The sequence below is a fragment of the Histidinibacterium lentulum genome, assembly GCF_003789055.1.
Taxonomy (GTDB): Bacteria; Pseudomonadota; Alphaproteobacteria; order Rhodobacterales; family Rhodobacteraceae; genus Oceanicola; species Oceanicola lentulus.
The window spans coordinates 567,388-591,621 of record NZ_ML119081.1; the positions used below are offsets into that span (position 1 = coordinate 567,388).

A 24,234-nucleotide genomic window follows, 5' to 3' on the forward strand; every position below is an offset into this window, starting at 1 on the left:
GATGGGGAAAGACGGCTGCGCTCCTCGCCCCCGGCGCCTGCGTCATGGCCGGGTCTCCCCCCTTGGGCCGGGCATAGGTCCTGCCCTGACCGACCCGTCGCCCTCGCCCTTTCAGAACAGCGACAGCTGGTCCCCCGCCCGGGGCGGCACCCGGAACAGGTCCGTCCTGAGCGGCGTCATCTCCTCGCTGAGCCCGGTCCGGCGCAGCGCCACCTCGAACCGCATCCGCAGAAGCCGCGCCCATTCGCCCTGACCGGTCTTCCGCTGCCCGAAGGCGGGGTCGTAATCGCGCCCGCCGTGCAGCTCCCGCACCCGGCTCATGATCCGCGCGGCGCGGTCCGGATAGGCCTCCTCCACCCAGTCGCGGAACAGGCCCGCCACCTCCCTCGGCAGGCGCAGCACGATCGCCGAGGCCGCGACCGCCCCGGCCCCGGCCCCCGCGGCGAGGATCGCCTCGAGCTCGTGATCGGTCAGCGCCGGCACCACCGGAGAGGCCATCACCCGCACCGGCACGCCCGCCTCCGACAGCACCCGGATCGCCCGCAGCCGCCGCGCGGGGCCGGGCACGCGCGGCTCCATCGCGCGGGCCGTCGCGGGATCGAGCGTGGTGACCGAAATGCCGACCCGCGCCAGCCCCATCCCTGCCATCTCCGACAGGATGTCCACGTCCCTCTCGATCAGCGCGCCCTTGGTGACGACCGAGACCGGGTGCCGGAACTCCCGCAGCACCTCGAGCACCCGGCGCATGATGCCCCGGTCCCGCTCCACCGGCTGGTAGGGGTCGGTGTTGGTCCCGATCGCCAGCACCGCCGGCCGGTAGCCCTTGCGCGACAGATCCCGCGCCAGAACCTCGGGGATATCCGGCCGCGCGATCAGCTTCGTCTCGAAATCGAGCCCGGGCGAGAGGCCGAGATAGGCGTGCGACGGCCGCGCAAAACAGTAGATGCAGCCATGCTCGCAGCCCCGATAGGGGTTGACCGACCGGTCAAAGCCCACGTCGGGCGAGCTGTTGCGCGTCACGGCGCTCCTCGGCCGTTCCTCCGTCACCTCGGTCCGGAGCGGCGGCAGCGCCTCCTCCCTCTCCCAGCCATCGTCCACCGCCTCTGTCACGAACCGCTCGAACCGGTTGGTGCGGTTCGTCGCGGCGGCCCGGCCGCGGCGGCGTTCCGGAGGAATCGGCGGGATCTCGGACACGGGCCGCAGAATAGAACAAATGGAGAACAAAGGAACCCCCCTTCCCCCGGGCATGGACCGGATTCATTTGCGCCCGCGTCGGTCAGTCGTCATCTGATGTCGGAATTCGCCCAGCCGCCCCGGGCGGTTCGGGGCAGCGTGCGCCACACTGTCACCCCCCGGGCGCAGCCCGGCCCGAGAGGCGCCCATGTCCGACCAAGACGACGACATCATCCTGAGCGAGCTGAGCGACGACGATCTCGTCGCGCAGATGTTCGACGACCTCTACGACGGCCTCCGCGAGGAGATCGAGGAGGGCGTGAACATCCTGCTCGAGCGCGGCTGGCAGCCCTACGACATCCTGACGAAGGCGCTCGTCGGCGGCATGACCATCGTCGGCAACGACTTCCGCGACGGGATCCTCTTCGTCCCCGAGGTGCTTCTGGCCGCCAACGCGATGAAGGGCGGCATGGCGATCCTGAAGCCGCTTCTCGTGGAGACCGGCGCGCCGCGCATGGGCAAGATGGTGATCGGCACGGTCAAGGGCGACATCCACGACATCGGCAAGAACCTGGTGTCGATGATGATGGAGGGCGCGGGCTTCGAGGTGGTGGACCTCGGCATCAACAACGCGGTCGACAAGTACCTCGACGCGCTCGAGGCAGAGCAGCCCGACATCCTGGGCATGTCGGCGCTCCTGACCACCACCATGCCCTACATGAAGGTCGTCATCGACACGATGAAGGAAAAGGGGATTCGCGAGGACTACATCGTGCTCGTGGGCGGCGCGCCGCTGAACGAGGAATTCGGACGCGCCATTGGCGCCGACGCCTATTGCCGCGACGCCGCCGTGGCGGTGGAGACGGCCAAGGCCTTCGTCGCGCGCAAGCACAACCGGATCGCCGCCCGCGCCTGACAGGGCGACCCGAGGGAACTCGAAGCGTCCGCGTCCCGTTGTCGCGCAAACAGCCGACACCGGAGCCCGACCCATGTCCCAGAGACTGAACCATCTCAACGACATCATCGCCACGCTGAAGACCGGCGCGAATTTCTACCGCAAGGCCGCGCGACAGCTGAAGAAACCCGATCTCGAGGCGATCTTCGTCGAGAATGCCGACCTGCGCGACGGCTTCGCGGTGCAACTCGCCGCGATGGTCGAGGAAGTGGGCGGCGAGGTGAAGGAAGTCGACGCGACCGAGAAGACCTACGAACTCGCCAATCGCGTGGGCGCCATGATCGGCGATACGGAAAAGACCCTGATCGACGCGCTGGAAGAGCACGAGGAGCGCACGCTCGAGCTCTTCCGCCGGGTGATCCACCAACCCGACAGCGCCCGCGACCAGCAGATGCTGCAGGACATGATGGAGCATCTCCAGCAGAGCCACGGGCGGATGCGCGAGCTGCGCCGCGCCACCTGACCCCTTTTCAGCGCCGCGCCGGGGGCCCATCTGTGGACCAGAACAGGAGGCCCCATGCCCGTCCGATCTCTCGCCCTCATGCTTCTCGCGGTGATCGCCCTCGCCGCGCTGACAGTCGCCGGCCTTGCACTGCTGCCCGGTGCCGCCTCGGTGCTGCCGGTGGCGCTGGTCGCGGCGCTGCTCCTGCGGCTCTGGGTCGCCCGCCGTGACGCGGGCCGCTGAGGACGACCTCGACGATGCCGCCCTGACCGCCGAGGGGCTGTCGCCCGGCGGGGCGGGCCGCGTGCTGGTCTTGGCCTGCGGGGCGCTGGCCCACGAGATCACCGCGCTGATCCGGGCGAACGGCTGGTCGCACCTTGACCTCCAGTGCCTGCCCGCGATCCTGCACAATCACCCCGAGCGCATCGCGCCGGCCGTCGAGGCGGCGCTCGCCGCCGCCCGGGGCCGCTATTGGTCGGTCTTCGTGGCCTATGCCGATTGCGGCACCGGGGGGGCGCTCGCCCGGGTCTGCGCCGAGCACGGCGCCGGGATGATCGCGGGGCCCCATTGCTACGCCTTCTTCGACGGGCTGGACCGGTTCGCGGCCCGTGACGAGATCACGGCTTTCTACGTCACGGATTTCCTCGCGCGCCAGTTCGACGCCTTCGTCACCCGGCCCCTCGGCCTCGACCGCCATCCCGAGCTGCGGGAGATGTATTTCGGCCATTACGAGACGCTGGTCTACCTCGCCCAGACCGAGGATGCCGCCCTCACCGAGAAGGCCCGCGCCGCGGCCCGCGCCCTCGGCCTCGCCTTCGAGCGCCGTTTCACCGGCTACGGCGACCTCGCCCCCGCCCTCACCCGCATCACGCCGTAGGCCGGGCCTCGGCCCGGCACGCCCCGCGTCCCGCACGCCGGGCGTGCCCGGACGACCGCGTCCGGGCGACCTGCGCCCTACCGCGCCGCCTGCGCCGCGAGGCCCCGGATCCGCTCGATCATCGCCCGGAGCCCGTTGGACCTTTGCGCCGACAGGTGGTCCGTGAGCCCCAGCCGGCCGAACTCCTCCCGCGCATCGACCCGACCCACCTCGGCCACCGGAAGCCCGTCGTAGAGCGCATGGAGAATGGCGATCAGGCCGCGCACGATCATGGCGTCGCTGTCGCCGCGGAACCGGAAGGTGGCGCCGGCCCCCTCCCCCTCGATCATCGGCACGAGCCAGACCTGGCTCGCGCAGCCCTCGACCTTCGTCGCGGGCACACGCAACGCCTCCTCGAGCGGGTCCATGGCCCGCCCCAGCTCGATCACATGCCGGTAGCGGTCCTCCCAGTCGTCGAGAAACTCGAAGGTCTCCGCGATGTCTTCGAACGCCTCCTGGGCCATGTCGTCTCCGTCGCCGTTCTGCCGCGATCTATGCCCGAGGGGCCCGGTCGTCCAGTGCAGGCTTTCCCAGCCCGGCCGGATCGGCTAGGAGGCGGAAAAGACGGACAGGGAAAAGACATGCGCCGTGCCGCTCTCGCCATCCTGATCGCCGGGCTCGCCGTTTCGGCCTGCGACCGCCTCGGCAGCCTCGGCAGCGTCTCGGGGCCCTCCGCCCTGTTCGGACCGGCCACGCCCGTGGCGGTGGACCGCAGCCAGCTTCCGCCCCTCGTCGATCCGCTCCGCCGCGGCGGCACCGTGGACCGCAGGCCGCTCGTCAGCCGGGTCACGGAGCTGCGGGTGGAGCCCGCCTCCTCGGGCGCCATCGTCACCGCCGAGGGCATCGCCCCTGCCGCGGGCGCCTTCAACGCCCAGCTGACCCGGATCGGGTTCGAGGGCGGCACTCTGGTCTATGCCTTCCGGGCCGAGATCCCCGAAAGCGGCGCCATCGGCCAGCGCCGCCTGACCTCCGCCGTGATGATCGACGAGGCGGATCTGCCCTTCGTCAGCTCGGTGCGCGTGGTCGCCAACGAGAACGCGCTCAGCGCCGCGCGCCGCTGAGCCGCGACGGCCGGATTTCACTTCTTCCGGAATTCCGTTTTAAATCAGGTACTTCCAGCCGGTTACATCGTGTAACGCCGGTCAGAGCGGCACCAGCACCACGTCCGAGCCCCTGGCCGCCAGCGCGATCTGCCCCGCGACGAGCTTCAGCGCGTCCTCTCCGAAGACCTCCCGCCGCCAGCCTTTCAGGGCCGGCAGATCGCGCCGCCCGGCGGCGATCTCGTCGAGTTCCGAGGCGGTCGCGATCAGCTTCTGCGCGACCCCCTCCGCCTCCGCCTTCGCCTTCAGCAGCACCCGCAGCAGGTCCGCCAGCGCCGGATTGACGACCATCTTGTCCCGCTCGCCATCGACCTCCGGCAGGCTCGCCGCATCCGCCGCCTGCCCCGCCGCCACCGCGGCGAGGATCCCCTCGGCGATCTCCCCCTTCCGCGCCTCCCGCAGCAGAAGCCGCGAGCGTCCGAGATCGTTGAGCGTCGCGGGCTTCGTCGAGGCCAGCTCCACCAGAGCATCGTCCTTGTAGACCCGGGTCCGCGGAATGTTGCGGGTCTGCGCGTAGGTTTCCCGGAACTTCGCGAGCTCGCGCACGATGCCCAGGAACCGCGCCGAATTCGTCCGCGTCCGGACCCGCTGCCAGGCCTCTTCCGGATCGACCCGGTAGGTCGCTGGGTCCTTCAGGACCGCCATCTCCTCGGCCACCCACTTGATCCGCCCCGACCGGTCAAGCTGCGCCTTCAGCTCCTCGTAGATCACCCGCAGATGCGTGACGTCCGCCAGCGCATACCTCTGCTGCGCCTCGGTCAGCGGGCGGCGAGACCAGTCCGTGAACCGCGAGGACTTGTCGAGGTTCGCCCGCGCGATCTTCCGCACCAGCGTCTCGTAGCCCACCTGCTCGCCGAAGCCGCAGACCATCGCCGCCACCTGCGTGTCGAACAGCGGCTCGGGGATCACGTCGCCCTCGACGCAGAAGATCTCCAGATCCTGCCGCGCGGCATGAAAGACCTTCACCACGCCATGATCGCGGAAGAGATCGTAGAGCGGCGCGAAGTCGAGATCGCCGGCGATGGGGTCGACCAGCACGGCGTCCGTCTTGCCGTCGCCGGGAAAGGCCAGCTGCACGAGGCAGAGCTGAGGATAGTAGGTGCGTTCCCGAAGGAATTCCGTATCGACCGTGACATAGGGCGCACCCGAGGCGCGGCGGCAGAACTCGGCGAGGTCGGCGGTCGTGGTGATGGTGCGCATCTTGTCCTTCGGTCTGGCCCCGGCTGACGGATTGCTCCTCTTAGGCGAGGGGCGGCGGATTGGAAAGGGAGGCGCCCGCCTCGATCAGGACGGGCCTCCGGTCGCCCGCCGCGAAGCGCCGCAGCACCGCCGGATAGAGCCTGTGCTCGAGAGGCAGGACCCGTGCGGCGAGCGTGTCGGGCGTGTCCTCCCCGCGGATCGCCAGCCGCGCCTGGCCCAGCACCGGCCCCGCGTCCAAATCGGCCGTCACCTCGTGGACCGTACAGCCATGCTCGGCATCCCCCGCCGCAAGCGCGCGGGCATGGGTGTCGAGGCCGGGGTACTTCGGCAGGAGCGAGGGATGAATGTTCAGCATCCGCCCTTCCCAGAGGCCGACGAAACCCGGCGTCAGGACCCGCATGAACCCCGCAAGGCAGACGATCTCCGCCCCCGCCGCCACGAGTTCGCGGTGGAGAGCTGCCTCGAAGGCGGGCCGGTCCCCGCGGTGGGCACGGTGATCCACCGTCGCCACCGGTACCCCGGCCTCAGCCGCCCGCCGAAGGCCGCCCGCGTCCGGCACGTTCGACAGAACGAGGCAGGGCCGGGCAGGATGATCGCCCGTCATGGACGCGATCAGCGCGGCCATGTTCGAGCCGCCGCCCGAGATCAGGATGGCGACGCGCCGGCTCACGCGAGCGTGCCGCGGTAGGCCACCCCCTGCCCCGCCACGACGCGCCCCATGGGCAGGACGCGCTCGCCTTCGGCCTCGATGAGCGCGCCCAGCGCCTCGGCCCGGTCGGGCGCGACCACGGCCACCATGCCGATCCCTCCGTTCAAGGTGCGCAGAAGCTCGGCCTGATCCAGCGCGCCGGCCTCGCGCAGCCAGGCGAAGACCGGTGGGAGCCGCCAGGCGCCGAGGTCGATCTCGGCGCCGACGCCGTCGGGCAGCACCCGCGGCAGGTTTTCCGTCAGCCCGCCCCCGGTGATGTGGGCCAGCGCATGCACGCCTCCGGCCCGGATCGCGGCAAGCGCCGGTTTCACGTAGAGCCGGGTCGGCGTCAGCAGCGCCGCGCCGAGTGGCCCTTCGCCGAAGGGCGCCATGGCATCCCAGGCCAGCCCCTCGCGCTCCACGATCCGGCGCACGAGGGAGAACCCGTTGGAATGCACGCCGTCGGAGGCGAGCCCCAGAAGCACGTCACCCTCTGCCACGCCTGCGGGCAGCGCGGCCCCCCGCTCCATCGCGCCGACGGCGAAGCCCGCGAGGTCGAAATCGCCGGTGGGATACATGCCCGGCATTTCCGCCGTCTCGCCGCCGATCAGGGCGCAGCCCGCCCGGACGCAGCCTTCGGCGATGCTCTCCACCACCGCCGCCGCGCTCTCCGTATCGAGCTTGCCGGTGGCGAAGTAGTCGAGGAAGAAGAGCGGCTCCGCGCCCTGGCAGACGAGATCGTTGACGCACATGGCCACGAGGTCGATGCCCACGCCTTCCAGTTCGCCGGTGTCGATGGCGATGCGCAGCTTCGTTCCGACGCCGTCGGTGGCGGCCACGAGGACCGGGTCGGCATAGCCCGCCGCGCGCAGATCGAAGAGCGCGCCGAACCCACCGAGACCAGCCATGACGCCGGGGCGTTCCGTGGCGCGCGCCGCGGGCTTGATCCGCTCCACGAGCGCGTTTCCGGCGGCAATGTCCACTCCCGCCTCGGCGTAGCTCAGCCCGGTCTTGTCCGTCATCCTGCACTCCTCGCTCGGCTGAGGCGCGATACCCCATCCCCGGCGGACCGGCAACGCGGCGCGCGCTCGCGGCTTGACCGCTCGCGGTGCTCTGCTAGGCAGATCCGCGGCGGGCCTGTAGCTCAACGGTTAGAGCAGAGCGCTCATAACGCTTAGGTTGGGGGTTCGAATCCCTCCGGGCCTACCATCTCTCCGCGTCGCAGGGGGCCCTGTCGCTCCGGTCCCGTCAGGCGGCCCCGACCTCGCCCGTAGACGCGGGATGGCGGCGCAGGTCGCGGGCGGTGCGGGACCAGGTGTCCCGCAGGACCTGACCCAGGCTTTCGTCGCACGGAGCCCCGCCGCGGATCCGGTCCTCGAGTTCGGCGAGTTCCCGGCGCAGGCCGGCGGCGCCGAACAGGGCCGAGGAGCCCGCCGCGCTGTGGACCTTCGCCGCGAGATCCCCGTCGATCCGGCCGGTTTCGAGGCCGGTGGCGATCCCCTCGATGGCCGCATCCATCTCGGCCAGGAATTCGCCCAGCAGGGACCCGATCTTCGCCTGGCCCAGCGCCTCGGCAAGGCCCTCGAGATGGGCGCGGTCCAGCAGACCGGCCTGGTCCGCGGCACCGTCGTCAGGCGCAGGCGCCGGGTCGCGCCTCGAGAAGCGCTCGAGAATGAGCCGCAGGGACTGCCGCGAAATCGGCTTCACCAGGATGTCGTCCACGCCCGCGGCGCGAAAGCGCTCCTTGTCGGCGCTGCCGGCATGGGCGGTCAGGGCGACGATCGGCAGCCGCGTGCCCGGCGTCTCTCTCCGGCGGATCGCCCGGGTCGCCGCGACGCCGTCCATGACGGGCATCGAGATGTCCATGAGCACGAGATCGTAGGACTTCCGGCCGGCCATGCTGAGGCCCTGTTCTCCGTCATGGGCCTCGTCCACCTGGTGTCCATCCTGTTCGAGAAGGTCGCGCAGGACGACGCGATTGATGCGGTTGTCCTCCACGATCAGGACCTTGAGCGGGTCGAGAAGCTTGGCCGCCGCCGGGCGGGCCGCGTCGGAGGTCCCGGGCGCGGCGGCGGGTGGAGCCTTGGAGACGGAGGGCAGCGGAAGGCGGAACCAGAAGAGACTGCCCGCCCCCTTCTTGCTTTCGAGGCCCACGTCGCCGCCCATCGCCCCCACGAGCCGCCGCACGATGGCGAGCCCCAGGCCCGTGCCGCCAACGGCGCGCGAATAGGACGCGTCGAGGGTGACGAACTCTTCGAACACGCGGTCCTTGTCCGCGGCATCGATGCCGATACCGTCGTCGATCACCCGGAACTCGACGATGTCGCTGTCGCCGAGCCGCTCCACCTCGACGCAGATCGTGCCGTTGCGGGTAAACTTGATCGCGTTGCCGATCAGGTTGAGCAGGACCTGGCGGATGCGGTTCGGATCGCCTACGACATAGTCGTGACCATGGGCCTTCACCCTGTGCGCAAGCGTGTTGCCGCGATGCTCGGCCGCGGCCCGCTGACCGTCCACGAGTTCCCGCACCAGGGCCCGCAGGGACATCGTCCCCTGCGCGAGGACGATCTTGCCGGCCTCGACCCGCGAGATCTCCAGCACGTTGTCGACATGGTGCAGAAGCTGCTTTCCCGAGGCGCGGATGATGTCGAGGTATTCGAGGTCCTTGGCGCTGCGCCCCTCCACGTCCATCAGGTCGAGCGTGCCGAGCATGCCGTTCAGGGGTGTCCGCATCTCGTGGCTCATGACGGCGATCAGGTCGGCCTTGGCCCGTTCCCCCGCGACCGCCTCGTCGCGGGCCTTGATGAGTTCGCGCTCCGACGTCACGCGGTTCGAGATGTCGCGGGCGAAGGAGACGAAGATCTCACCGCCCTCCGAGGCCGCGGTGGAGATCGACAGTTCGACGGGAAAGATCTCGCCGCTCTTGCGACGCGCCTCGATCTGGATGCGGCCCTTGCCGACCACGCGGCGCTCCCCGGTGCGATGGTACCGCTCCATGCCCGCGAGATGCGCGGTCCTGTGATGGTCGGGGACGATCAGGTCCTCCATCTTCGCGCCCACCGCCTCTGCCCTCGAGTAGCCGAAGATGGTCTCTGCGGCGGCGTTGAACTCGAGGATCCTGCCGGTCGCGTCGACCACGACGACCGCGTCGAGGGAGGTGCCGACGATGGAGGCGAGCCGCGCCTTGACGAGGCCCTCCTCGATGGCGCGCCGGCGCTCGCGCCTGACGTAGTACACGAGCATCGCGAGCATGATGATCAGCACGAAGAAGAGCGCGGCCGTCAGCAGCGACACCGTCGTCAGCGTGGTGGCGACGGCCGCGCGCTGCAGATCCGCCTCGCGCGCCAGCACCGAGACACCGCGCAACGTCACCTGCCGGACATCTGGCCGGATCGCCTCGGTGCGGTCGGCGAAGGCGGGAAGCGCGGCGGCCAGCGCCGCATCGTCGCCGTCGATCAGCGGGACGCTTTCGTCGAGATAGTCCACCAGCCGGGACAGCGCCGCCGCCGCCTCGCGATCCTGTCTGAGTCCGGCATAGATCGGGCTGGTCGTGATCGTCCTGATCCGGCTGTACAGCACATCGAACCGCGTGCGGACCTCTCCGATGGCGGCACCCTTGTCGGCGATGCCGTCCTTGATCGCCACGGCAAGTGCCAAGAGTTCCACGTCCACCTGGGCGAGAGACCATTGGGTGCTGTCCGAATTGGCGATGCCGAGGGCGTCGATCTCTCCGCGGATGTTCTGGGCCATCTGGAACAGCAGCCCGAAGGTGACCGCGAACACGGACGCCACGACGGTCGCAAGAAGGAGCCGTCGCCGGTTCGAGGCGCCGGACGGCGCCCCTGTCCTTGCGGACCGGCTCAGGGCCTCGATCAGGGCAGGACCTCGATCCGCGCGAGCTGCCAGATGCTCCGGGAGTAGATCTGCTCTGTCTGGAACTCGGGCGAGCTGTCATAGGGATAGACGATCCACAGCGGCCCCTTGTCCCGCAGGCTCATGGGCGCACCGTTGCGCAGATAAGCGACGAGGGCCGCGCCTTCGACGGCGTCCTCGATCGGGATATCGACGGCATAATCGTTCAGGGCCACGGCCCGGAGCGCGCTGCCATCCGCCCCGACGAGAGCCATGAGATCGGCCAGTTCGACGCCCTCGAAGGTCTGCAACCCGTCGGTCCAGATGGTGGTGGTCTCGATGCGGGAAGGCGCGATCTCGAGAAGCTGCGGAAGATCGAACTCCGCGGCGCCATCGGCGTTCGTCACCGAGATCTGTCCGGTGACGGTGAGAAGAACGTCTTCCTCGACGGGCTCGAGCGCGAAGACTGTCGTTCCGAAGGTCATGAGAAGACCGGCGAAGCAGAATCTGACGTCCATGCGCGCCGGTGCAGCGTGGTCCATTTCGAGGCTCCCGTCCCTGTGCGGAAGCGTCTTGGCACAAAACGATCTGTGCGTCATCGGCGCAATCGGATGACCCGCCATACTTCCGTATAGGTGTGCTCGTCCATTGCCTTTCCTGGCGACGGATCGGATACGTTGACGATATGGCAATCTGCTCGGTATCTCCGGACGTCCCGGTCGTGCCGATGCAGTGCCGACGTCGCCGCTCATGCCGCAATCGGGTTCGAATAATGACGCAATTTTCGGTCATACTGCAGCATGATCCTGCATGGTTTGGCCCGTAACGAGGAACGAGATGCGCATCCTAGTCGCCGACGATCATGATCTTGTGCGCGAGACGATCGCGGCATTCCTTGCAAGCGAGGCCCGCGCGGCGGTGGCGACGGCCGGGACACTTCCCGACGCGCTGAAGATCGTGGAAGCGGAGGGCGCGTTCGACCTCGTGCTTCTCGACTACAACATGCCCGGCATGAGCGGCCTCGACGGGCTGCGCCGGATGCGCGCGGCGAACGACGGCAAGCCTGTGGCGATCCTGTCCGGGACGGCGACACGGGCGCTTGCCGAGGAGGCGATCATGGCCGGTGCCGCCGGGTTCGTGCCGAAGACCCTGGCTTCGAGATCGATGATCAGCGCCGCGCAGTTCATGGCCGCCGGCGAGATCTACGCCCCCTTTCATTTCGTGCAGCAGAAGAACCAGGCCGCGGCGGCGATCCTGACCAGCCGGGAGCTTGACGTGCTCAAGGGCATCTGCCGGGGCGAGGCGAACAAGGAAATCGCGATCGCGCACGATCTGCACGAGGCGACGGTGAAGCTTCACGTCAAGACGCTCTGCCGCAAGCTCAACGCCAAGAACCGCACCCATGCCGCGATGATCGCCCGGGACCGCGACCTCGTCTGACCGAGCCTGACGGACCGACCCGAAGCCGGCGGCTCCCCCGCCGGCTTTTCCATGTCCGGCCAGCCTGGCCTACCCATCGGTATAGGTCCCCCTCTCCCACCGGCGCGCCGGTACTCCCCATGCGCGGAAGACCCGGCGAGAACAGCAGGTTATCCCACGCCTCGAATTGACGAGGTCCCGGATGATCACCCTTCTGAACGCAGCGCCGGATACCGGCAACCAGGGCGTCAGCGCCCTTTGTCACTCTGTCGTGGCCGGGCTCTGGAGCCGGGGCGCGCGGGAACTGACCGTTGCGGATCACGGCCGCGGCCTGCGGCCCGCCACCCTGGGCGGCGCGCGCGTGAACCTGATGGGCCTGACCCATCACAAGCGCCTCTGGCGGGGCGACAACCTGCGCACCTCACATGTCCTGCTGCGGATGGGCGTCGCCCGCTCCGTTCCGGCGCGGGTTGTCTCGGGCTCGCGCGCCGTTCTCGACATCTCGGGCGGGGACAGCTTCACCGATGTCTACGGGCCGAAGCGGTTCCGCGCGATGATCCTCACGAAGCGCCTCGCGCTCGACGCCGGCGTGCCGCTGATCCTGCTGCCGCAGAAGCTGGGGCCATTCCGGAACCCGACCCATGCCGCCGAGGCGGTGGAGGTGCTGGGCCGCGCCGCCGCGGTCTGGGTGCGGGACCAGGACAGCTTCACCTTCCTGCAATGGGCGCTTGGCGAGGCCTTCGACCCCGAGCGGCACAGGCTGGGCGTCGACGTGGCCGTCGCGCTGCCCGGCAAGGCGCCGGAGGGCCTCGACCGCGAGACGATGGACTGGTTGTCCGCGCGCGAGGCCGAGCCCATAGCCGGGCTGAATGTGTCTGGCCTGCTCTGCAACGACGCGCCGGGCGCGCGGAGGGCCTTCGGGCTGGCCGCCGATCACACCGACCAGATCGAGGCCACGGCGCGCGCGCTTCTGACCGCCGACAAGGCCCTGCGGCTTCTTCTCGTGCCCCATGTGCACCGGCCGGGCGGCGATGCCGAGAGCGATCTCGATGCCGCACGGGCGCTGAAGGCGCGCCTTGGCGCGCCGGGGGCAGGTCGGGTGCGGGTGCTCGAGGAGCGCCTCTCGGCGACCGAGCTGAAATGGGTGCTCTCGCGGCTGGACTGGTTCGCGGGGGCGCGGATGCATGCCACAATCGGCGCCTTCTCCTCGGGCGTGCCGACGCTGGGGCTTGGCTATACCGACAAGGCGCGGGGTGTCTTCGCCGAATGCGGCATCGAGGACAAGGTGGCCGACCTGCGAAACCTCGACGCGCGCGCCGTGGCGGCGCGGGCCGCCGCCTCCTACGCGGGACGTCATGCGCGCCGCGTCGATCTCGCGCGGCGGATCGCGGGTCTGCGCGCCCGCGCCGCAAGCGAGATGGACGTCATCGCCCGGCAGGCGGGGCTCTGAGACCGATGCCGTCTCCCCTGTTCCGGGGCCGCGCCCTTGCCTGGGCCGTGCCGGCCCTCGCCGAGGCCGCGGCCCTCGGCCGGTCGGTGGCCTTTGCCTGGGCCATCGGCCCGGACGAGCTTGGCCGGGCGATGATGCTCGCGCTGACGGTCCGGCTTGTGGAGATGGTCAGCGATCTGGGCGCCGACCGGCTCATGCTGCAGGCCCCCGATGGCAACAGCGCGCGCCTTCAGGCCGACCTGCAGGGGGCCATGGTGCTGCGCGGCCTCGCGTGCGCGCTGGCGCTCCTGTGCGCCGCGCCCGTGCTGGCGCTGACGTTCGGGGACGGGCCTGCGGCCGGCTCCTATGCCCTTCTCGCCGCCGTGCCTCTGCTGCGCGGCCTTGCCCATCTCGACTTCCGCCGGGCGGAGCGGGGCTATCGCTACCGCGCCATGGCGGTGGTCGAGGGCGGTGCCACCCTCGCCATGGCGGCCAGCATCCTTCCCGCCATTGCGCTGACCGGCGATCACCGGGCGATGGCGCTGGTGCTGACCGCCCATGGCGCGGCCTTCGCCCTGCTGTCCCATGGCGTCGCCGTCCGGCGCTACCGCCTGCGGCTGTCGCGGCCCGCCCTGATGCGGGTGTGGCGCTTCGGCGCGCCGCTCGCGCTGAACGCGGTGCTGCTGTTCCTGACCTTCTATGCCGACCGCCTGATCGTGGCGGGCGCCCATGACTGGGCCACGCTCGCCCTTTACGGTGTCGTGTTGCAACTGGCGCTCCTGCCCGCGCAGATCGTGGGCCGGGCCGCGGGCTCTCTGGTCCTGCCGCAGCTGCGGGAAGCGCTCTCGCGCGGCCGGCTCGAGGCGGTCTGGCCGCGCATCCTGACGGCCCATGCCGGTCTCGCACTGGGTCTCACGGCGGGCTTCACCCTCCTCGGCCCGTCCGCCATCGCGCGGATCTACGGGCAGGAGTTCCGGGTGGACACCGCGCTGGCCCTTGCCGTGGGCCTTGCCGCTGGCTTTCGCGTCCTGCGCACGCCCTATTCGCAGCGCGCCGTGGCGACCGGGCGGACCGGCGATCCCGCGCGGGCCAATCTCGTTCGCGCGCTGGCGCTGATCCCCGCCGCGGCCTGCGCCGCCCTCGGCCTGCCGCTCGCCGCCATCGCCGCCGCCGCGGCGGCGGGCGAGGCGGGGGCCACTTTGCGCGCCCATCTGCTGACCGCGCCCCGCCGCGCCCTGCCCCTTGCCAAGGAGTCCCTCGCATGAGCGCCGATCCCATCACCCGCACGGTGGCCCGCAATCTCTGCACCGGATGCGGCGCCTGCGCCGGGGCCTTTCCCGGGCTGATCCGCATGGTGGACGATCCCGTCAACGGCCGCCGCCCGGTGGTGGTGCAGAGCGCCGAGGCCCGCGAGGCGGCCGCGAAAGCGGTGTCCCTCTGCGCCGGCGCCCAGAGCGACTGGGGCCGCCTGCCCCGGACGGATGCCATCGACGAGGACTGGGGCCCGGTGCTGGCGGCCTGGGAAGGCTGGGCCAGCGACGACGAGATACGCCACCGCGGCTCCTCGGGCGGCGCGGTGACCGCCCTTGCCCTTCACGCCCTTGCGACCGGGACGGCGGACGGCGTCGCCCATGTGGCGGCCCGCGCCGACGATCCCCGGCTCAACGCGGCGGTGATCAGCCGCGACCGCGCGGGTCTGCTGCGCGGGGCGGGCTCCCGCTACGCCCAGGCGAGCCCGGCCGAAAGCCTTGGCCGGATCGCAGGCGGCACGGAGCGCGTGGCCTTCGTCGGCAAGCCCTGCGATGTCGCCTCGGTGCACAAGGCGGCGCAGTCCGACCCCTTCCTGAAGGCGAAGATCCCCCTGACCATCGCCATCTTCTGCGCGGGCGCGCCCAACCTCGTGGCCACGGACCGGCTGCTGGACCGGCTGGGCGTGCCGAAGGACGGCCGCCTCGTCGATCTGCGCTATCGCGGCGACGGCTGGCCCGGCCTGATGCAGGCCGCCTGGATCGACGCGGAGGGCACCCGGAACGAGAGCGAGGGCATCTCCTACGCGGAGGGCTGGGGCAAGGTCCTGCAGTCCGAGCGCCGCTGGCGCTGCCGCGTCTGCGCCGATCACACCGGCGCCTTTGCCGACATCTCGGTCGGCGATCCCTGGCACGCGCCGCCCGCGGGGAACACCGACGCGGGCCGCTCGCTCATCGTCGCCCGCACGCCGCGCGGCAAGGCCTTCGTCGAGGCCGCCATTGCCGCCGGCGCGCTGACGGCCGAGCCGCGACCGCGCGACATCATCGCCCGCGCCCAGCCCAATCTTGCCGCCACCCATGGCGCCGTATGGGGCCGCCGCCTTGCGATGCGGGCCGTGGGCCTGCCCGCCCCCCGGGACCGCGGGCGCAAGCTGCGGCGCCAGTGGCTGGACCTGCCGCGCCGCGCGCAGGTCCAGTCGCTGCTCGGCACCTGGAAGCGGGTGCTGCGCGAGCGCCTGTGGCGCCGCGTCCGGATCGCGGAGAGCGCGCAATGACCCTGGGACAGGCGCTGGCCTCGGGCCGGACCGGAAATCTCGACACGCTGCGGCTGGTGCTGGCGGCCTCGGTCGTCGTCAGCCACGCCTGGCCTCTCGCTCTCGGGCCGGGCACGGCCGAGCCGCTCTCCGCCCTGACCGGGCACGCCCTCGGCGGCTGGGCGGTGGGGCTGTTCTTCTTCCTGTCGGGCCTTCTCGTTACCGCGAGCGCCGAGCGGCGCAGCCCCGCCGGCTTCTGGGCGGCGCGGGCGCGGCGGATCGTGCCGGGCCTTGGCGTCGCGCTCCTCGCGACGCTGGGCCTTGCCTTTGCCTGTGGCGCAACGGCCGGGCCCGCCGAGAGCGCCGCCTGGTTCCTGCGCGCGCTCACCCTCGTGTCGATCGAGCACCGCCTGACGGGCGCCTTCGCCGCCAATCCCTATCCCCTCGTGCTCAACGGCCCGCTCTGGAGCCTCTTTCACGAGGTCGCGGCCTATGCGCTCTGCCTCATGTTCGTCAGGCTCGGCGGCGCGCGCCGTCCGCGCGCGGTGGCGGCGCTGGTCGTCCTGTCGGCCCTCGCCGCCCTCGCGGCGGAGAGCCTGCCGGGCCGCGCGGCGACCTTTGCGCCGCTCTTTGCGGCCTTCGCCCTCGGCATGGCGGCCCATGTCTTCCGGGACCGCCTCGCGCTGCGCCCCGGCGTCGCGCTGACGGGCCTGCCGCTCGTTGGCCTCGGCCTCTGGCCCGTCTCCGTCGCCGTGCTGGGCCATGCCGCCCTCGTCGCGGCGCTCCGCGCGCCCGAGCGGCGGCTGACAGGCGATTATTCCTATGGCGTCTACATCTACGGCTGGCCGGTGGCGCAGACCGTGGTGCACCTCATGCCCGGGATCGGCCCCGCCGCCCTCGCAGCGGTGAGCCTGCTCGCTACGCTGCCGCTGGCCGCCGCGAGCTGGGATCTGGTGGAGCGCCCGACCCTCACCCGCCGCCGCAGGGCCGCGGCCTGACCCATGACCGCCGAGGCCGCTTCCCGGTCCTCCGTCCGGAGGGTGTTCGGCGTGCCGCTGCCGATCGCGCTGTTCCTTGTCGCGATCATGCTGCCCACGGCGGTGTCGGTCAGCGCGGGCGGGCTGCGCCTGTCGGTCTACCGGGTCGTTCTGATCGTGATGTTCCTGCCGATGCTCCTGAAGCTCGTCTCCGGGCGGGCGGGCCGGATGCATGTCTTCGACCTTCTCGTCTTCGGCCATTGTTTCTGGGCGCTTCTGGCGCTGATCAAGTGGGGCGGCCTTGCGCAGGGGATCGAATCGGGCGGCATCTACATCGTCGAATTCGCGGGCGCCTACCTGCTCGCCCGGGTCTACATCCGGACGTACGAGGACTTCGCCGCGGTCGCGCGGGCCTATGTGATGCTCGTCCTCGCCACGCTGCTGTTCACCGTGCCCGAGGCGCTGACCGGCATCCACATCCTGCATGACGGGATCTCGGGCGCGGTGGGCGGACCGATGGCCCCCTTCATCGAGCCGCGCATGGGCCTCGAGCGGACCTTCGGCCCCTTCGACCATCCGATCCTCTACGGCGTCTTCTCGGCCGCCGCCTTCTCCCTTGCCTATTTCGTGGTCGCCGAACGGCGGTTCACCAATTACACGGGCATGGCCAAGGTCGGGGGCGTGGGCCTTGCCACCTTCATGTCCGCCTCGGGCGGCCCCTACGTGGTGCTGATGATGCAGGGCTTCGTCGCCGCCTGGGAGCGCGTGCTCGGCAAGGTGCAGGGACGCTGGGCCGCGCTCTTCACCCTCTTCGGGCTGACCTATCTTGCGATCGACCTCTTCTCGTCGAAGACGCCGTTCCACGTCTTCGTCAACAATTTCACCTTTTCCAAGCAGTCCTCCTACAACCGCATCCTGATCTTCGAATACGGGACCGCCGAGGTCGCGCGGCACCCGCTCTTCGGCATCGGCCTCGGCGACTGGGAGCGGCCGGTCTGGATGTCCGACAGCATGGACAACTTCTGGCTGGTGGTGGCGGTGCGCTATGGCCTGCCCGCGTTCTTCATGCTGCTGGGCCTGCTGCTCGGGCTGATCTGGGCCGTGGCCCAGCGCAAAGGGCTCCCGCCCGAATGGCGGCGCGCACGTCATGCCTGGGCCTTTACGCTGTTCGGGATCACGGTCGCCGCGGCAACAGTGCACCTGTGGAACGCGCTTTTCGTGCTGTTCCTCTTTCTCATCGGCTCGGGAGCATGGCTCCTTGATGCCCCGCCCGGCGCCGCGCAGACCTCCGCCCCCCGCCCGGCGCCCCGGCGCCCCCTGCGCCCCGCCCGTCTCTTCTGATCTCCCCGAGGAAAACCGCCATGGATCTGTCCATCGTCATCGTGAACTGGAATACCGAAGGCCTGCTACGGGACTGCCTGCACACGGTCCTGGCCGGTCTCGGGCCGCTCGAGGCGGAGGTCCTCGTCGTCGACAATGCCTCGACCGACGGATCGGTGCCGATGCTGCGGGCCGAGTTCCCTGGCGTGCGGCTCTTCGAGAGCGCGCGCAACCTCGGCTTTGCCGCCGGCAACAACGTGGCCCTGCGCGAGGCGAGGGGCCGCCACGTGATGCTGCTGAACACCGACACCCTGGTGCATGGCGACGTGCTGCCGAAGGCCGTTGCCTGGCTCGACGCGCATCCGCGTGTCGGCGTCATGGGGCCCAAGGTGCTCAATACCGGCGGCACGGTGCAGCCCTCCTGCAGCGCCTTTCCCTCGCTGAAATTCCTCTCGATGCAGACCCTTGGCCTCACGCGGATCGCGCGGCTCGACGGCTACCGCATGACGGGCTGGGACCGCAGCTCGGAGCGGAGGGTTGATGTCATCTCGGGCGCCGCCATGATCATCCGCCGCGCCGCGATGGAAGAGGTCGGACTGCTGGACGAGGCGTTCTTCTTCTACGGCGAGGAGACCGACTGGTGCCACCGCTTCGCCCGCGCGGGATGGGCGCTCGTCTACGTGCCGATCCCGGCGATCACCCATTTCGGCAACGGCTCGGCCGCCCGGCTCGATCACCGCCGCGACGTGCTGATGACCGAAGGGACGACGCGCCTGCACCGCAAGCATGGCGGGCTGGCGGCGGGCCTTGCCTGCTACGGGATCCTGTCGCTGCACAACATCTCCCGGGCGGGCTTCTGGTCCGCGCTGCGGCTCATGGGCCGCAAGAGCGCCGCGGCGCGCGCGCGGCATTTCCGCTCGGTCGTCGCCGATCTGCGGCAGGCCTGGCCCGGCGTGGCCGGAGGGACCGCCCGATGATGAAGGTCCTGCTGATCGCGCCCAATATCGACGGAACGGACGTGGGCGAGGCGCTGATGGCCTTCAAATGGGCCGAGGCGCTGGCCTGCCGTGTCGATCTCACGGTGCTGACGTTCCAGCGGCCGGGCCGCACCCCGGTCGCCGGGCAACTGCCCATGGCGCGGGTCGTGACCTGGCCCGAGCCAAGCTGGGCGATGCGACACGATCGGCTGAACGCCATGCTGAAACCGGCCTGGCCTGTCTATGCCCGCCATGTCCGCCGCTGGTTGCGGGCGGCGCTCGCCCAAGGCGAGAGCTTCGACGTGGCGCACCAGCTGATGCCGCAGGCCGCGCGCTATCCCTCGCCGCTGCGGCATTTCGCGATCCCCTATGTCATCGGTCCGCTCGGCGGCGCTCTCGACACGCCCGAGGCTTTCCGCGCCGAGGGGGCGGGCGCGCCGCTCTTCACCCGCCTGCGCGCCCTCGACGGCTGGAGGTTCCGGCACGATCCCTGGCTCCGGCGCAGCTACGGACGCGCCGCCTGCGTGCTGGGCGTGGCGCCCTATGTGCGCGACGTGCTGGGGGCGATGCCGCTCCGGCGCTTCGAGGCGGTGCTCGAGCTGGGCGTCGACGATGTCGCGCCTGCGCGAGCCCGGCCCTCCTTGCCCGGCCGCCTGCGCGTGCTCCATGTGGGGCGGGCCGTCCGCACCAAGGGCCTGCGCGACGTGGTCCGGGCGCTGGCCCTCCTGCCCGATCTGCCGGGCGTGACGCTGACCAGCGCGGGCGACGGCGAGGAGCTGGAGCTCTGCCGCGCCGAGGCGGAGCGTCTGGGCGTCGCCGCGCGGGTCGAGTTCCTGGGCCGCATCCCGCGCGAGAGCGTCGAGGCGCTCTATGCCAGCCACGACGTCTTCTGCTTCCCCTCCTTCCGCGAACCGGCGGGCGGCGTGCTCTACGAGGCGATGCGCCACGGCCTTCCGGTGGTGACCGCCGACCGCGGCGGGCCGGGATGGATCGTCGACGAGGCCTCGGGCCTCCGCCTGCCCGTCACCGATCCGGACCGCTTTGCCGCCGACATCGCCGCCGCGCTCAGACGACTCGCCGACCCGCCGGAGCTGCGGGCGGAGTTGGGCGAGGGGGCGCGCGCCAAGGTCCTGCGCGAGGGCCTGTGGTCCGCCAAGGCCGACGGGCTGATCGGGCTCTACGAGGAGATCACCGCGCGCCCGGAATGCGCCGGACATGCTCCGAAAGTATAGCGGGACCTGTCCGGACTCGCCGGCTCTCTGGCTTTTATCTCCATAACATCATGGAGTTATCGCGCGGTATTCAGGTGGCAGGACAACAGCCAGCCAAGGATACCGCCCGATGCCCGTCCCCTCCCGATCCCGTCCCGTGGTCCTCGCCGTCTCTTCCGGCGGCGGCCACTGGGTGCAGATGCAGCGCCTGACGTCGGCCTTCGAGGGGGCCGAGGTGCACTATGCCACCACCGATCCGACGGTGAGCGAGCAGATCGGCGCGGGCGAGGTCCATGTCTATCCCGACGCCAACAAGACCACCCCCGTCCGACTGGCGCTCTGCATCGCGCGGCTCGCTATCATCGTGCTGCGGGTGCGGCCCGACGTCATCGTCTCCACCGGTGCCGCCGGCGGCGTGATCGCGATCCGGCTTGGCCGGCTGATCGGCGCGCGAACCCTGTTCATCGATTCGATCGCCAACGCCCGCGAGCTGTCGGTCTCCGCGCGCCTCGCGCTCGGTGTCGCCGACCGCGTCCTGTCGCAATGGCCCGCCGTCGCCGAGCACACCGGCGCGGACTACCGCGGCGCCGTGCTCTGACCCACTGATCCCCGAGGACACCGCCATGATCTTCGCCACCGTGGGCACGCAACTGCCCTTCGACCGCCTGCTCCTCTCCCTCGACAGCTGGGCCGCCGGGCGGCCCGATATTCCGGTGCTTGCCCAGACCGGCACCAGCAGGCTCCGCTTTCAGAACATCGCCACCGTCGGGCATGTCAGTCAGGCCGAATTCCGGGCCCGGATGACGGAGGCCCGCGTTGTCGTGGGCCATGCCGGGATGGGGACCATCCTCACCGCCGCCGAGCTCGGCAAGCCGCTGATCCTGATGCCGCGGCTCGCCCGCTACGGAGAGCACCGCAACGACCACCAGCTCGACACCCTTCGGGAAATGGCGCGGCTCTCGAACGTCACCGTCGCCCGCAGCGAGGAAGAGCTGCACGCGCAACTCGACTCGGCGCTGGCGGGAGACTTCGAGGCCGATCGCCGGCGCGACCTCGTCACCGCGGTCGCCACCAGGCCGCTTCTCGATTTCGTGCGAGAATTCGTCTGGAAGGACCGGCCGGTGTCCGGCCATGCCGACGCCACGACCCCGAGGGCCGCGGCATGACCGTCGCGACGATCCTCATCCCCGCCCATAACGAGGCGGACATCCTTGGCCGGACGCTCTGGTACCTCTCACGCGGACTGCCGCTCGATCTGGTCCGGGTCATCGTCATCGCAAACGGATGCACCGATGCCACCGCCGCGCGCGCGCGGGCGGCGCTGCCGCAGGCGAAGGTCATCGAAACCGACCGCGCCGGCAAATGCCATGCGCTGAACCTCGGATACCGCGCGGCCATTCCCGGCGCGCCCATCGTATGTCTCGACGCCGATCTGGACGTCACCGCGGAGTCCCTGCTCGCCCTCCTCGCGCCTCTCTCCAGGGGGACCGTCCTCGCGGCCTGCGGACAGATGGACGTCGAGACATCCGAGGTCTCCGCCGCCGTCCGGTTCTTCTACGAGGGCTGGCGCAGCAACCCCTACTTCGCCCAGGGCAAGTTCGGCGGGGTTTTCGCCCTGTCCGCAGAAGGGGCAGCGCGGGTCTTTCCGCTGCCCGAGATCACCGCCGACGACGAGTTCATCCGCCGCAGCTTCACCCCCGCGGAGATCGCCTTCGTGCCCGACTGCCGCTTCGTGGCCCGCGCCCCGAAGACGCTGGCGAGCCTGCTCGGCGTCCGCCGCCGCAGCCTGCGGGGCGCGCAGGAAGTGACGCGGATGGGCAAGATCAGCCCGGAGCGCGGCAGTGGTCGCCGGATGCTGCGGCACGCGCTCGTCTCTCCCTCCGATGCGCCGCCGATCCTGTTCTTCCTGATGCTGACGATCTGGGTGCGCCTCTCCCTTTTTGTACGGCGGAACGCCACTGCCCCGCGCTGGGAGCGGGACCTGACCACGCGCAGGGTGGGCTAGGCAGATGAACGCCGCCGCCATCGCCATCGTCCCCGACGAGGGGCAGGAACATGCCGCCCCCGTCTCGGTCGCCGACGCCCCCGAGGCGAACCCCGTCGGCGTCGCCGTCAGGGCGATGCGGGGCCGCTGGCGCGCGGCATTGGGTGGCGGCGCCCTCCTCGGCGGCCTTCTCGCCGTCGGCGGCTACCTGTCGGGCGTCCAGCTCTACGAATCCCAGGCGATCCTGAGGGTGTTTCCCCAGGAATCGAACATCCTCTACGCGACCGGCGACGATTCCGTCCTGAAGACCTTCGACAGTTTCGTGAAGGCCGAGACCAGCTATGTGGCCTCGCACCAGGTCATGGGGCGGGCGGTGGAGCTGCTGTCCGCGACCCGGCCCGACCTTGCGGCGGGCCTCTCGGTGGCGGACCTGACGGGATCCATCGAGATCAGGCGCAACGACAGCCTGATCGTTCTCAGGACGCTGAGCCGCGATACCTCGTTCGCCGCCGAGAAGCTCGAGGCGGTCGTGGCCGCCTACATGGCGCTGAACACCGAGGCCGATGACGCACGGTCAAGCGTCCGCCTGACCGAGCTTCACGAGCGGGAGGAGGAACTGGTCACCCGTCTGGAGGAACTGCGCGCGGACCAGCTCGACGTGGGCGGCGAATTCGGCGCGAGCGCGATCACGAAAGCCCATATCGAGAAAGTCGCCCAGATCGACGCCCTCGCGGGCCGGTTCTCGGAGATCGGCGCAACGCTCGCCGCGCTCGAATCCGCGGACGGTTCCGCATCCGCCGATGCAGCGGACCAGGAGATCATGCGCGCGACGCTGCTCGATCGCACCATGGGCGAACTCGCCGCGCAGCGATCCCTCGTGATGAGCGAGCTCGTGCAGCTCCGGTCCAATTTCGAGAGCCATTCCAACCCCCGGTTCCTTCAGAGGGAGCGCTCGCTTCTCGAAGAGGTCGCCGTAGTCGACCGGGCACTGTCCGACCGGCGCGAGCAGATCCGCGTGCTCGGACAGACCGGGGCGCTGACCGATGCGGGATCCGGAGCGGCCGACACCAACATCGCCGAGATCCGGGGTCTCTACGAGCGGGTCGAGGCCCAGCTCGAAACCGCCCGGCTCGAGGCGCGCGATCTCAACTTCCGCCGCATCGAACTCGACCGTATCGAGCGAGAGATCCAGCAGGCCGAGGAACTGCTCGGCGAGACCCGGCGGGCCCTCGAGGTGATCCGCCTCGAATCCGGCCGCGCCCTGCCCGGGTTCACCGTTCTGATGTCGCCGCCCACGCGGCCGCTCGAACCCGCCGAGGACAGCAGCAAGATGCTTGCGGCCGGGGGGTTTGCCGGCGGAGGCATGCTTGCGCTCCTGATCGCCCTTGTCCTCGGGTTCACGGAGCGGCGCGTCCGCTTTGCCGAGACGCTGACGCCCGTCGAACACCGCGTCAGCGTGATTCAGGTCTCCGCCGCCGATGACGCCGACGCGCTTGCCGCGGATCGCCTGCGCAACGAACTGCAGCTCCAGCCGCTGCGCCGACCTCGGCTGGTGAACAAGGCCCCCGTTATCGCGGTCGCCCGCGCCGAGACCGGAGGCACGACGGGCCTCGCCCGGTCGCTGGCCGAAAGCTACGCGCGGTCGCGGATGAGGGTTCTCTTCATCGAGGCCGATCTGGGACTGGTCTCCGACCGGAATGCCGAGCCCGGCTGGAGCGACATGCTGTCCGGCTGCAAGGTCGACCTGCCGCCTGCCGACGAGGCCTGGGGCCTCTGGGAGGTCTCCGCCGGAACCGCCGATGCGCTGAACGACCGGGCGGTGTCGGCACCGATGGTGCGTCGTGCGGTGGAGGACCTCGCCCGGTCCGTGGATGTCATCATCCTTTCGGCGGGCAGCCTCGACGAGCGGCTCTCCTGCCAGTTCCTGCTTTCCGCAGCGGATGTCGGCGTCCTCGCTCTCCGCCCCAAGGACCGGAAATCCACCGTCCTGTCACAAATCGACCGTTTCGACAGCCTTCCCCGCAACGGCAGCGTCGCGGTGATGCGCAACGCCCTGCCCGGCGACCCCTGGCTGGCCGTCAGAACCTGATC

Annotated in this window: 24 protein-coding genes and 1 tRNA gene; 18 read left to right on the plus strand and 7 right to left on the minus strand. The window is 70.5% G+C overall.

Going from position 1 to position 24,234, the window contains the following annotated elements:
• Positions 1-111: 111 nt before the first annotated feature.
• Positions 112-1,194: a PA0069 family radical SAM protein gene (locus tag EAT49_RS02720; protein ID WP_123640724.1), complete on the minus strand. Its 1,083-nt coding sequence runs from the start codon at positions 1,192-1,194 to the stop codon at positions 112-114.
• Between the two features lie 187 nt (positions 1,195-1,381).
• Here EAT49_RS02720 and EAT49_RS02725 point away from each other — a divergent pair, with 187 nt between their 5' ends.
• From EAT49_RS02725 to EAT49_RS02735, 4 genes are all read left to right on the plus strand, one after another.
• Positions 1,382-2,089, plus strand: a complete 708-nt coding sequence (locus tag EAT49_RS02725; RefSeq protein ID WP_123640725.1) for a corrinoid protein — start codon at positions 1,382-1,384, stop codon at positions 2,087-2,089.
• Between the two features lie 73 nt (positions 2,090-2,162).
• Complete coding sequence (locus EAT49_RS02730) at positions 2,163-2,591, plus strand: PA2169 family four-helix-bundle protein (protein WP_123640726.1); 429 nt, start codon at positions 2,163-2,165, stop codon at positions 2,589-2,591.
• A 54-nt stretch (positions 2,592-2,645) separates the two neighbouring features.
• Positions 2,646-2,813: a hypothetical protein gene (locus EAT49_RS21040; RefSeq protein ID WP_185020614.1), complete on the plus strand. Its 168-nt coding sequence runs from the start codon at positions 2,646-2,648 to the stop codon at positions 2,811-2,813.
• Positions 2,797-3,447 carry a DUF1638 domain-containing protein gene (locus tag EAT49_RS02735; protein WP_123640727.1) on the plus strand — a complete coding sequence of 217 codons (651 nt, stop codon included), beginning with the start codon at positions 2,797-2,799 and terminating at the stop codon, positions 3,445-3,447. The genes EAT49_RS21040 and EAT49_RS02735 overlap by 17 nt, the downstream gene beginning before the upstream one ends.
• A gap of 77 nt (positions 3,448-3,524) precedes the next feature.
• On the opposite strand, the gene EAT49_RS02740 is transcribed toward EAT49_RS02735, so the two are convergent.
• Positions 3,525-3,950 carry a SufE family protein gene (locus tag EAT49_RS02740; RefSeq protein WP_123640728.1) on the minus strand — a complete coding sequence of 142 codons (426 nt, stop codon included), beginning with the start codon at positions 3,948-3,950 and terminating at the stop codon, positions 3,525-3,527.
• A 117-nt stretch (positions 3,951-4,067) separates the two neighbouring features.
• On the opposite strand from EAT49_RS02740, the gene EAT49_RS02745 reads away from it, so the two are divergent.
• Positions 4,068-4,547, plus strand: a complete 480-nt coding sequence (locus EAT49_RS02745) for a hypothetical protein (RefSeq protein WP_123640729.1) — start codon at positions 4,068-4,070, stop codon at positions 4,545-4,547.
• Between the two features lie 81 nt (positions 4,548-4,628).
• Here EAT49_RS02745 and rnd read toward each other — a convergent pair whose 3' ends face one another.
• Genes rnd through purM form a run of 3 tightly spaced genes read right to left on the minus strand, consistent with a single transcriptional unit; the run spans position 4,629 to position 7,496 of the window.
• The gene (gene rnd / locus EAT49_RS02750; protein WP_123640730.1) at positions 4,629-5,786 is read right to left on the minus strand and encodes a ribonuclease D; all 1,158 of its coding nucleotides are present in this window, start codon (positions 5,784-5,786) and stop codon (positions 4,629-4,631) included.
• Between the two features lie 40 nt (positions 5,787-5,826).
• Entirely contained in the window at positions 5,827-6,456 is a 630-nt protein-coding gene (gene purN / locus EAT49_RS02755) for a phosphoribosylglycinamide formyltransferase (protein ID WP_123640731.1), read from the minus strand.
• A complete protein-coding gene (gene purM, locus EAT49_RS02760; protein WP_123640732.1) occupies positions 6,453-7,496 on the minus strand; it encodes a phosphoribosylformylglycinamidine cyclo-ligase in 1,044 nt (347 codons plus the stop codon). The genes purN and purM overlap by 4 nt, the downstream gene beginning before the upstream one ends.
• Positions 7,497-7,607: 111 nt before the next feature.
• Here purM and EAT49_RS02765 point away from each other — a divergent pair.
• A tRNA-Ile gene (locus tag EAT49_RS02765) sits at positions 7,608-7,683 on the plus strand.
• A 39-nt stretch (positions 7,684-7,722) separates the two neighbouring features.
• Here the strand turns inward: EAT49_RS02765 and EAT49_RS02770 are convergent.
• Positions 7,723-10,266: a PAS domain-containing hybrid sensor histidine kinase/response regulator gene (locus EAT49_RS02770; protein WP_123640733.1), complete on the minus strand. Its 2,544-nt coding sequence runs from the start codon at positions 10,264-10,266 to the stop codon at positions 7,723-7,725.
• A gap of 80 nt (positions 10,267-10,346) precedes the next feature.
• On the minus strand, positions 10,347-10,868 hold the full coding sequence (locus tag EAT49_RS02775) for a putative pterin-binding protein (protein ID WP_246003733.1): 522 nt from the start codon (positions 10,866-10,868) through the stop codon (positions 10,347-10,349).
• A 295-nt stretch (positions 10,869-11,163) separates the two neighbouring features.
• Between EAT49_RS02775 and EAT49_RS02780 the strand changes: the two genes are divergently transcribed.
• The 12 genes from EAT49_RS02780 (at position 11,164) to EAT49_RS02835 (ending at position 24,232) form a co-directional block, all read left to right on the plus strand.
• Positions 11,164-11,766: a response regulator transcription factor gene (locus EAT49_RS02780; protein ID WP_123640734.1), complete on the plus strand. Its 603-nt coding sequence runs from the start codon at positions 11,164-11,166 to the stop codon at positions 11,764-11,766.
• A 181-nt stretch (positions 11,767-11,947) separates the two neighbouring features.
• Positions 11,948-13,195, plus strand: coding sequence for a polysaccharide pyruvyl transferase family protein (locus EAT49_RS02785; protein ID WP_123640735.1), 1,248 nt, complete (start codon positions 11,948-11,950; stop codon positions 13,193-13,195).
• A gap of 5 nt (positions 13,196-13,200) precedes the next feature.
• Positions 13,201-14,439, plus strand: coding sequence for a lipopolysaccharide biosynthesis protein (locus EAT49_RS02790; protein WP_185020615.1), 1,239 nt, complete (start codon positions 13,201-13,203; stop codon positions 14,437-14,439).
• The gene (locus EAT49_RS02795; RefSeq protein WP_123640737.1) at positions 14,436-15,695 is read left to right on the plus strand and encodes a Coenzyme F420 hydrogenase/dehydrogenase, beta subunit C-terminal domain; all 1,260 of its coding nucleotides are present in this window, start codon (positions 14,436-14,438) and stop codon (positions 15,693-15,695) included. Before EAT49_RS02790 ends, EAT49_RS02795 begins: the two co-directional genes overlap by 4 nt.
• Positions 15,692-16,672, plus strand: coding sequence for an acyltransferase family protein (locus EAT49_RS02800; protein WP_185020616.1), 981 nt, complete (start codon positions 15,692-15,694; stop codon positions 16,670-16,672). Before EAT49_RS02795 ends, EAT49_RS02800 begins: the two co-directional genes overlap by 4 nt.
• Positions 16,673-16,723: 51 nt before the next feature.
• Complete coding sequence (locus EAT49_RS02805; RefSeq protein ID WP_148078726.1) at positions 16,724-17,992, plus strand: hypothetical protein; 1,269 nt, start codon at positions 16,724-16,726, stop codon at positions 17,990-17,992.
• A gap of 20 nt (positions 17,993-18,012) precedes the next feature.
• Positions 18,013-18,948 carry a glycosyltransferase family 2 protein gene (locus EAT49_RS02810; RefSeq protein WP_123640740.1) on the plus strand — a complete coding sequence of 312 codons (936 nt, stop codon included), beginning with the start codon at positions 18,013-18,015 and terminating at the stop codon, positions 18,946-18,948.
• Positions 18,945-20,180, plus strand: a complete 1,236-nt coding sequence (locus tag EAT49_RS02815) for a glycosyltransferase (RefSeq protein WP_123640741.1) — start codon at positions 18,945-18,947, stop codon at positions 20,178-20,180. The genes EAT49_RS02810 and EAT49_RS02815 overlap by 4 nt, the downstream gene beginning before the upstream one ends.
• 109 nt (positions 20,181-20,289) lie before the next feature.
• Positions 20,290-20,757, plus strand: coding sequence for a UDP-N-acetylglucosamine--LPS N-acetylglucosamine transferase (locus EAT49_RS02820; RefSeq protein WP_123640742.1), 468 nt, complete (start codon positions 20,290-20,292; stop codon positions 20,755-20,757).
• A 25-nt stretch (positions 20,758-20,782) separates the two neighbouring features.
• Positions 20,783-21,325 carry a glycosyltransferase gene (locus tag EAT49_RS02825; protein ID WP_123640743.1) on the plus strand — a complete coding sequence of 181 codons (543 nt, stop codon included), beginning with the start codon at positions 20,783-20,785 and terminating at the stop codon, positions 21,323-21,325.
• Positions 21,322-22,164: a glycosyltransferase family 2 protein gene (locus tag EAT49_RS02830; RefSeq protein WP_123640744.1), complete on the plus strand. Its 843-nt coding sequence runs from the start codon at positions 21,322-21,324 to the stop codon at positions 22,162-22,164. Before EAT49_RS02825 ends, EAT49_RS02830 begins: the two co-directional genes overlap by 4 nt.
• Before the next feature lie 4 nt (positions 22,165-22,168).
• Positions 22,169-24,232, plus strand: a complete 2,064-nt coding sequence (locus tag EAT49_RS02835; RefSeq protein ID WP_123640745.1) for a GumC domain-containing protein — start codon at positions 22,169-22,171, stop codon at positions 24,230-24,232.
• Positions 24,233-24,234: the final 2 nt, after the last annotated feature.

Coding starts and splice junctions, on each gene's coding strand:
- EAT49_RS02725 (WP_123640725.1), top strand. CDS start 1,382: ATGTCCGACCAAGACGACGACATCATCCTGAGCGAGCTGAGCGACGAC.
- EAT49_RS02730 (WP_123640726.1), top strand. CDS start 2,163: ATGTCCCAGAGACTGAACCATCTCAACGACATCATCGCCACGCTGAAG.
- EAT49_RS21040 (WP_185020614.1), top strand. CDS start 2,646: ATGCCCGTCCGATCTCTCGCCCTCATGCTTCTCGCGGTGATCGCCCTC.
- EAT49_RS02740 (WP_123640728.1), bottom strand. CDS start 3,950: ATGGCCCAGGAGGCGTTCGAAGACATCGCGGAGACCTTCGAGTTTCTC.
- EAT49_RS02745 (WP_123640729.1), top strand. CDS start 4,068: ATGCGCCGTGCCGCTCTCGCCATCCTGATCGCCGGGCTCGCCGTTTCG.
- rnd (WP_123640730.1), bottom strand. CDS start 5,786: ATGCGCACCATCACCACGACCGCCGACCTCGCCGAGTTCTGCCGCCGC.
- purM (WP_123640732.1), bottom strand. CDS start 7,496: ATGACGGACAAGACCGGGCTGAGCTACGCCGAGGCGGGAGTGGACATT.
- EAT49_RS02775 (WP_246003733.1), bottom strand. CDS start 10,868: ATGGACCACGCTGCACCGGCGCGCATGGACGTCAGATTCTGCTTCGCC.
- EAT49_RS02780 (WP_123640734.1), top strand. CDS start 11,164: ATGCGCATCCTAGTCGCCGACGATCATGATCTTGTGCGCGAGACGATC.
- EAT49_RS02785 (WP_123640735.1), top strand. CDS start 11,948: ATGATCACCCTTCTGAACGCAGCGCCGGATACCGGCAACCAGGGCGTC.
- EAT49_RS02790 (WP_185020615.1), top strand. CDS start 13,201: ATGCCGTCTCCCCTGTTCCGGGGCCGCGCCCTTGCCTGGGCCGTGCCG.
- EAT49_RS02795 (WP_123640737.1), top strand. CDS start 14,436: ATGAGCGCCGATCCCATCACCCGCACGGTGGCCCGCAATCTCTGCACC.
- EAT49_RS02800 (WP_185020616.1), top strand. CDS start 15,692: ATGACCCTGGGACAGGCGCTGGCCTCGGGCCGGACCGGAAATCTCGAC.
- EAT49_RS02810 (WP_123640740.1), top strand. CDS start 18,013: ATGGATCTGTCCATCGTCATCGTGAACTGGAATACCGAAGGCCTGCTA.
- EAT49_RS02815 (WP_123640741.1), top strand. CDS start 18,945: ATGATGAAGGTCCTGCTGATCGCGCCCAATATCGACGGAACGGACGTG.
- EAT49_RS02820 (WP_123640742.1), top strand. CDS start 20,290: ATGCCCGTCCCCTCCCGATCCCGTCCCGTGGTCCTCGCCGTCTCTTCC.
- EAT49_RS02825 (WP_123640743.1), top strand. CDS start 20,783: ATGATCTTCGCCACCGTGGGCACGCAACTGCCCTTCGACCGCCTGCTC.
- EAT49_RS02830 (WP_123640744.1), top strand. CDS start 21,322: ATGACCGTCGCGACGATCCTCATCCCCGCCCATAACGAGGCGGACATC.
- EAT49_RS02835 (WP_123640745.1), top strand. CDS start 22,169: ATGAACGCCGCCGCCATCGCCATCGTCCCCGACGAGGGGCAGGAACAT.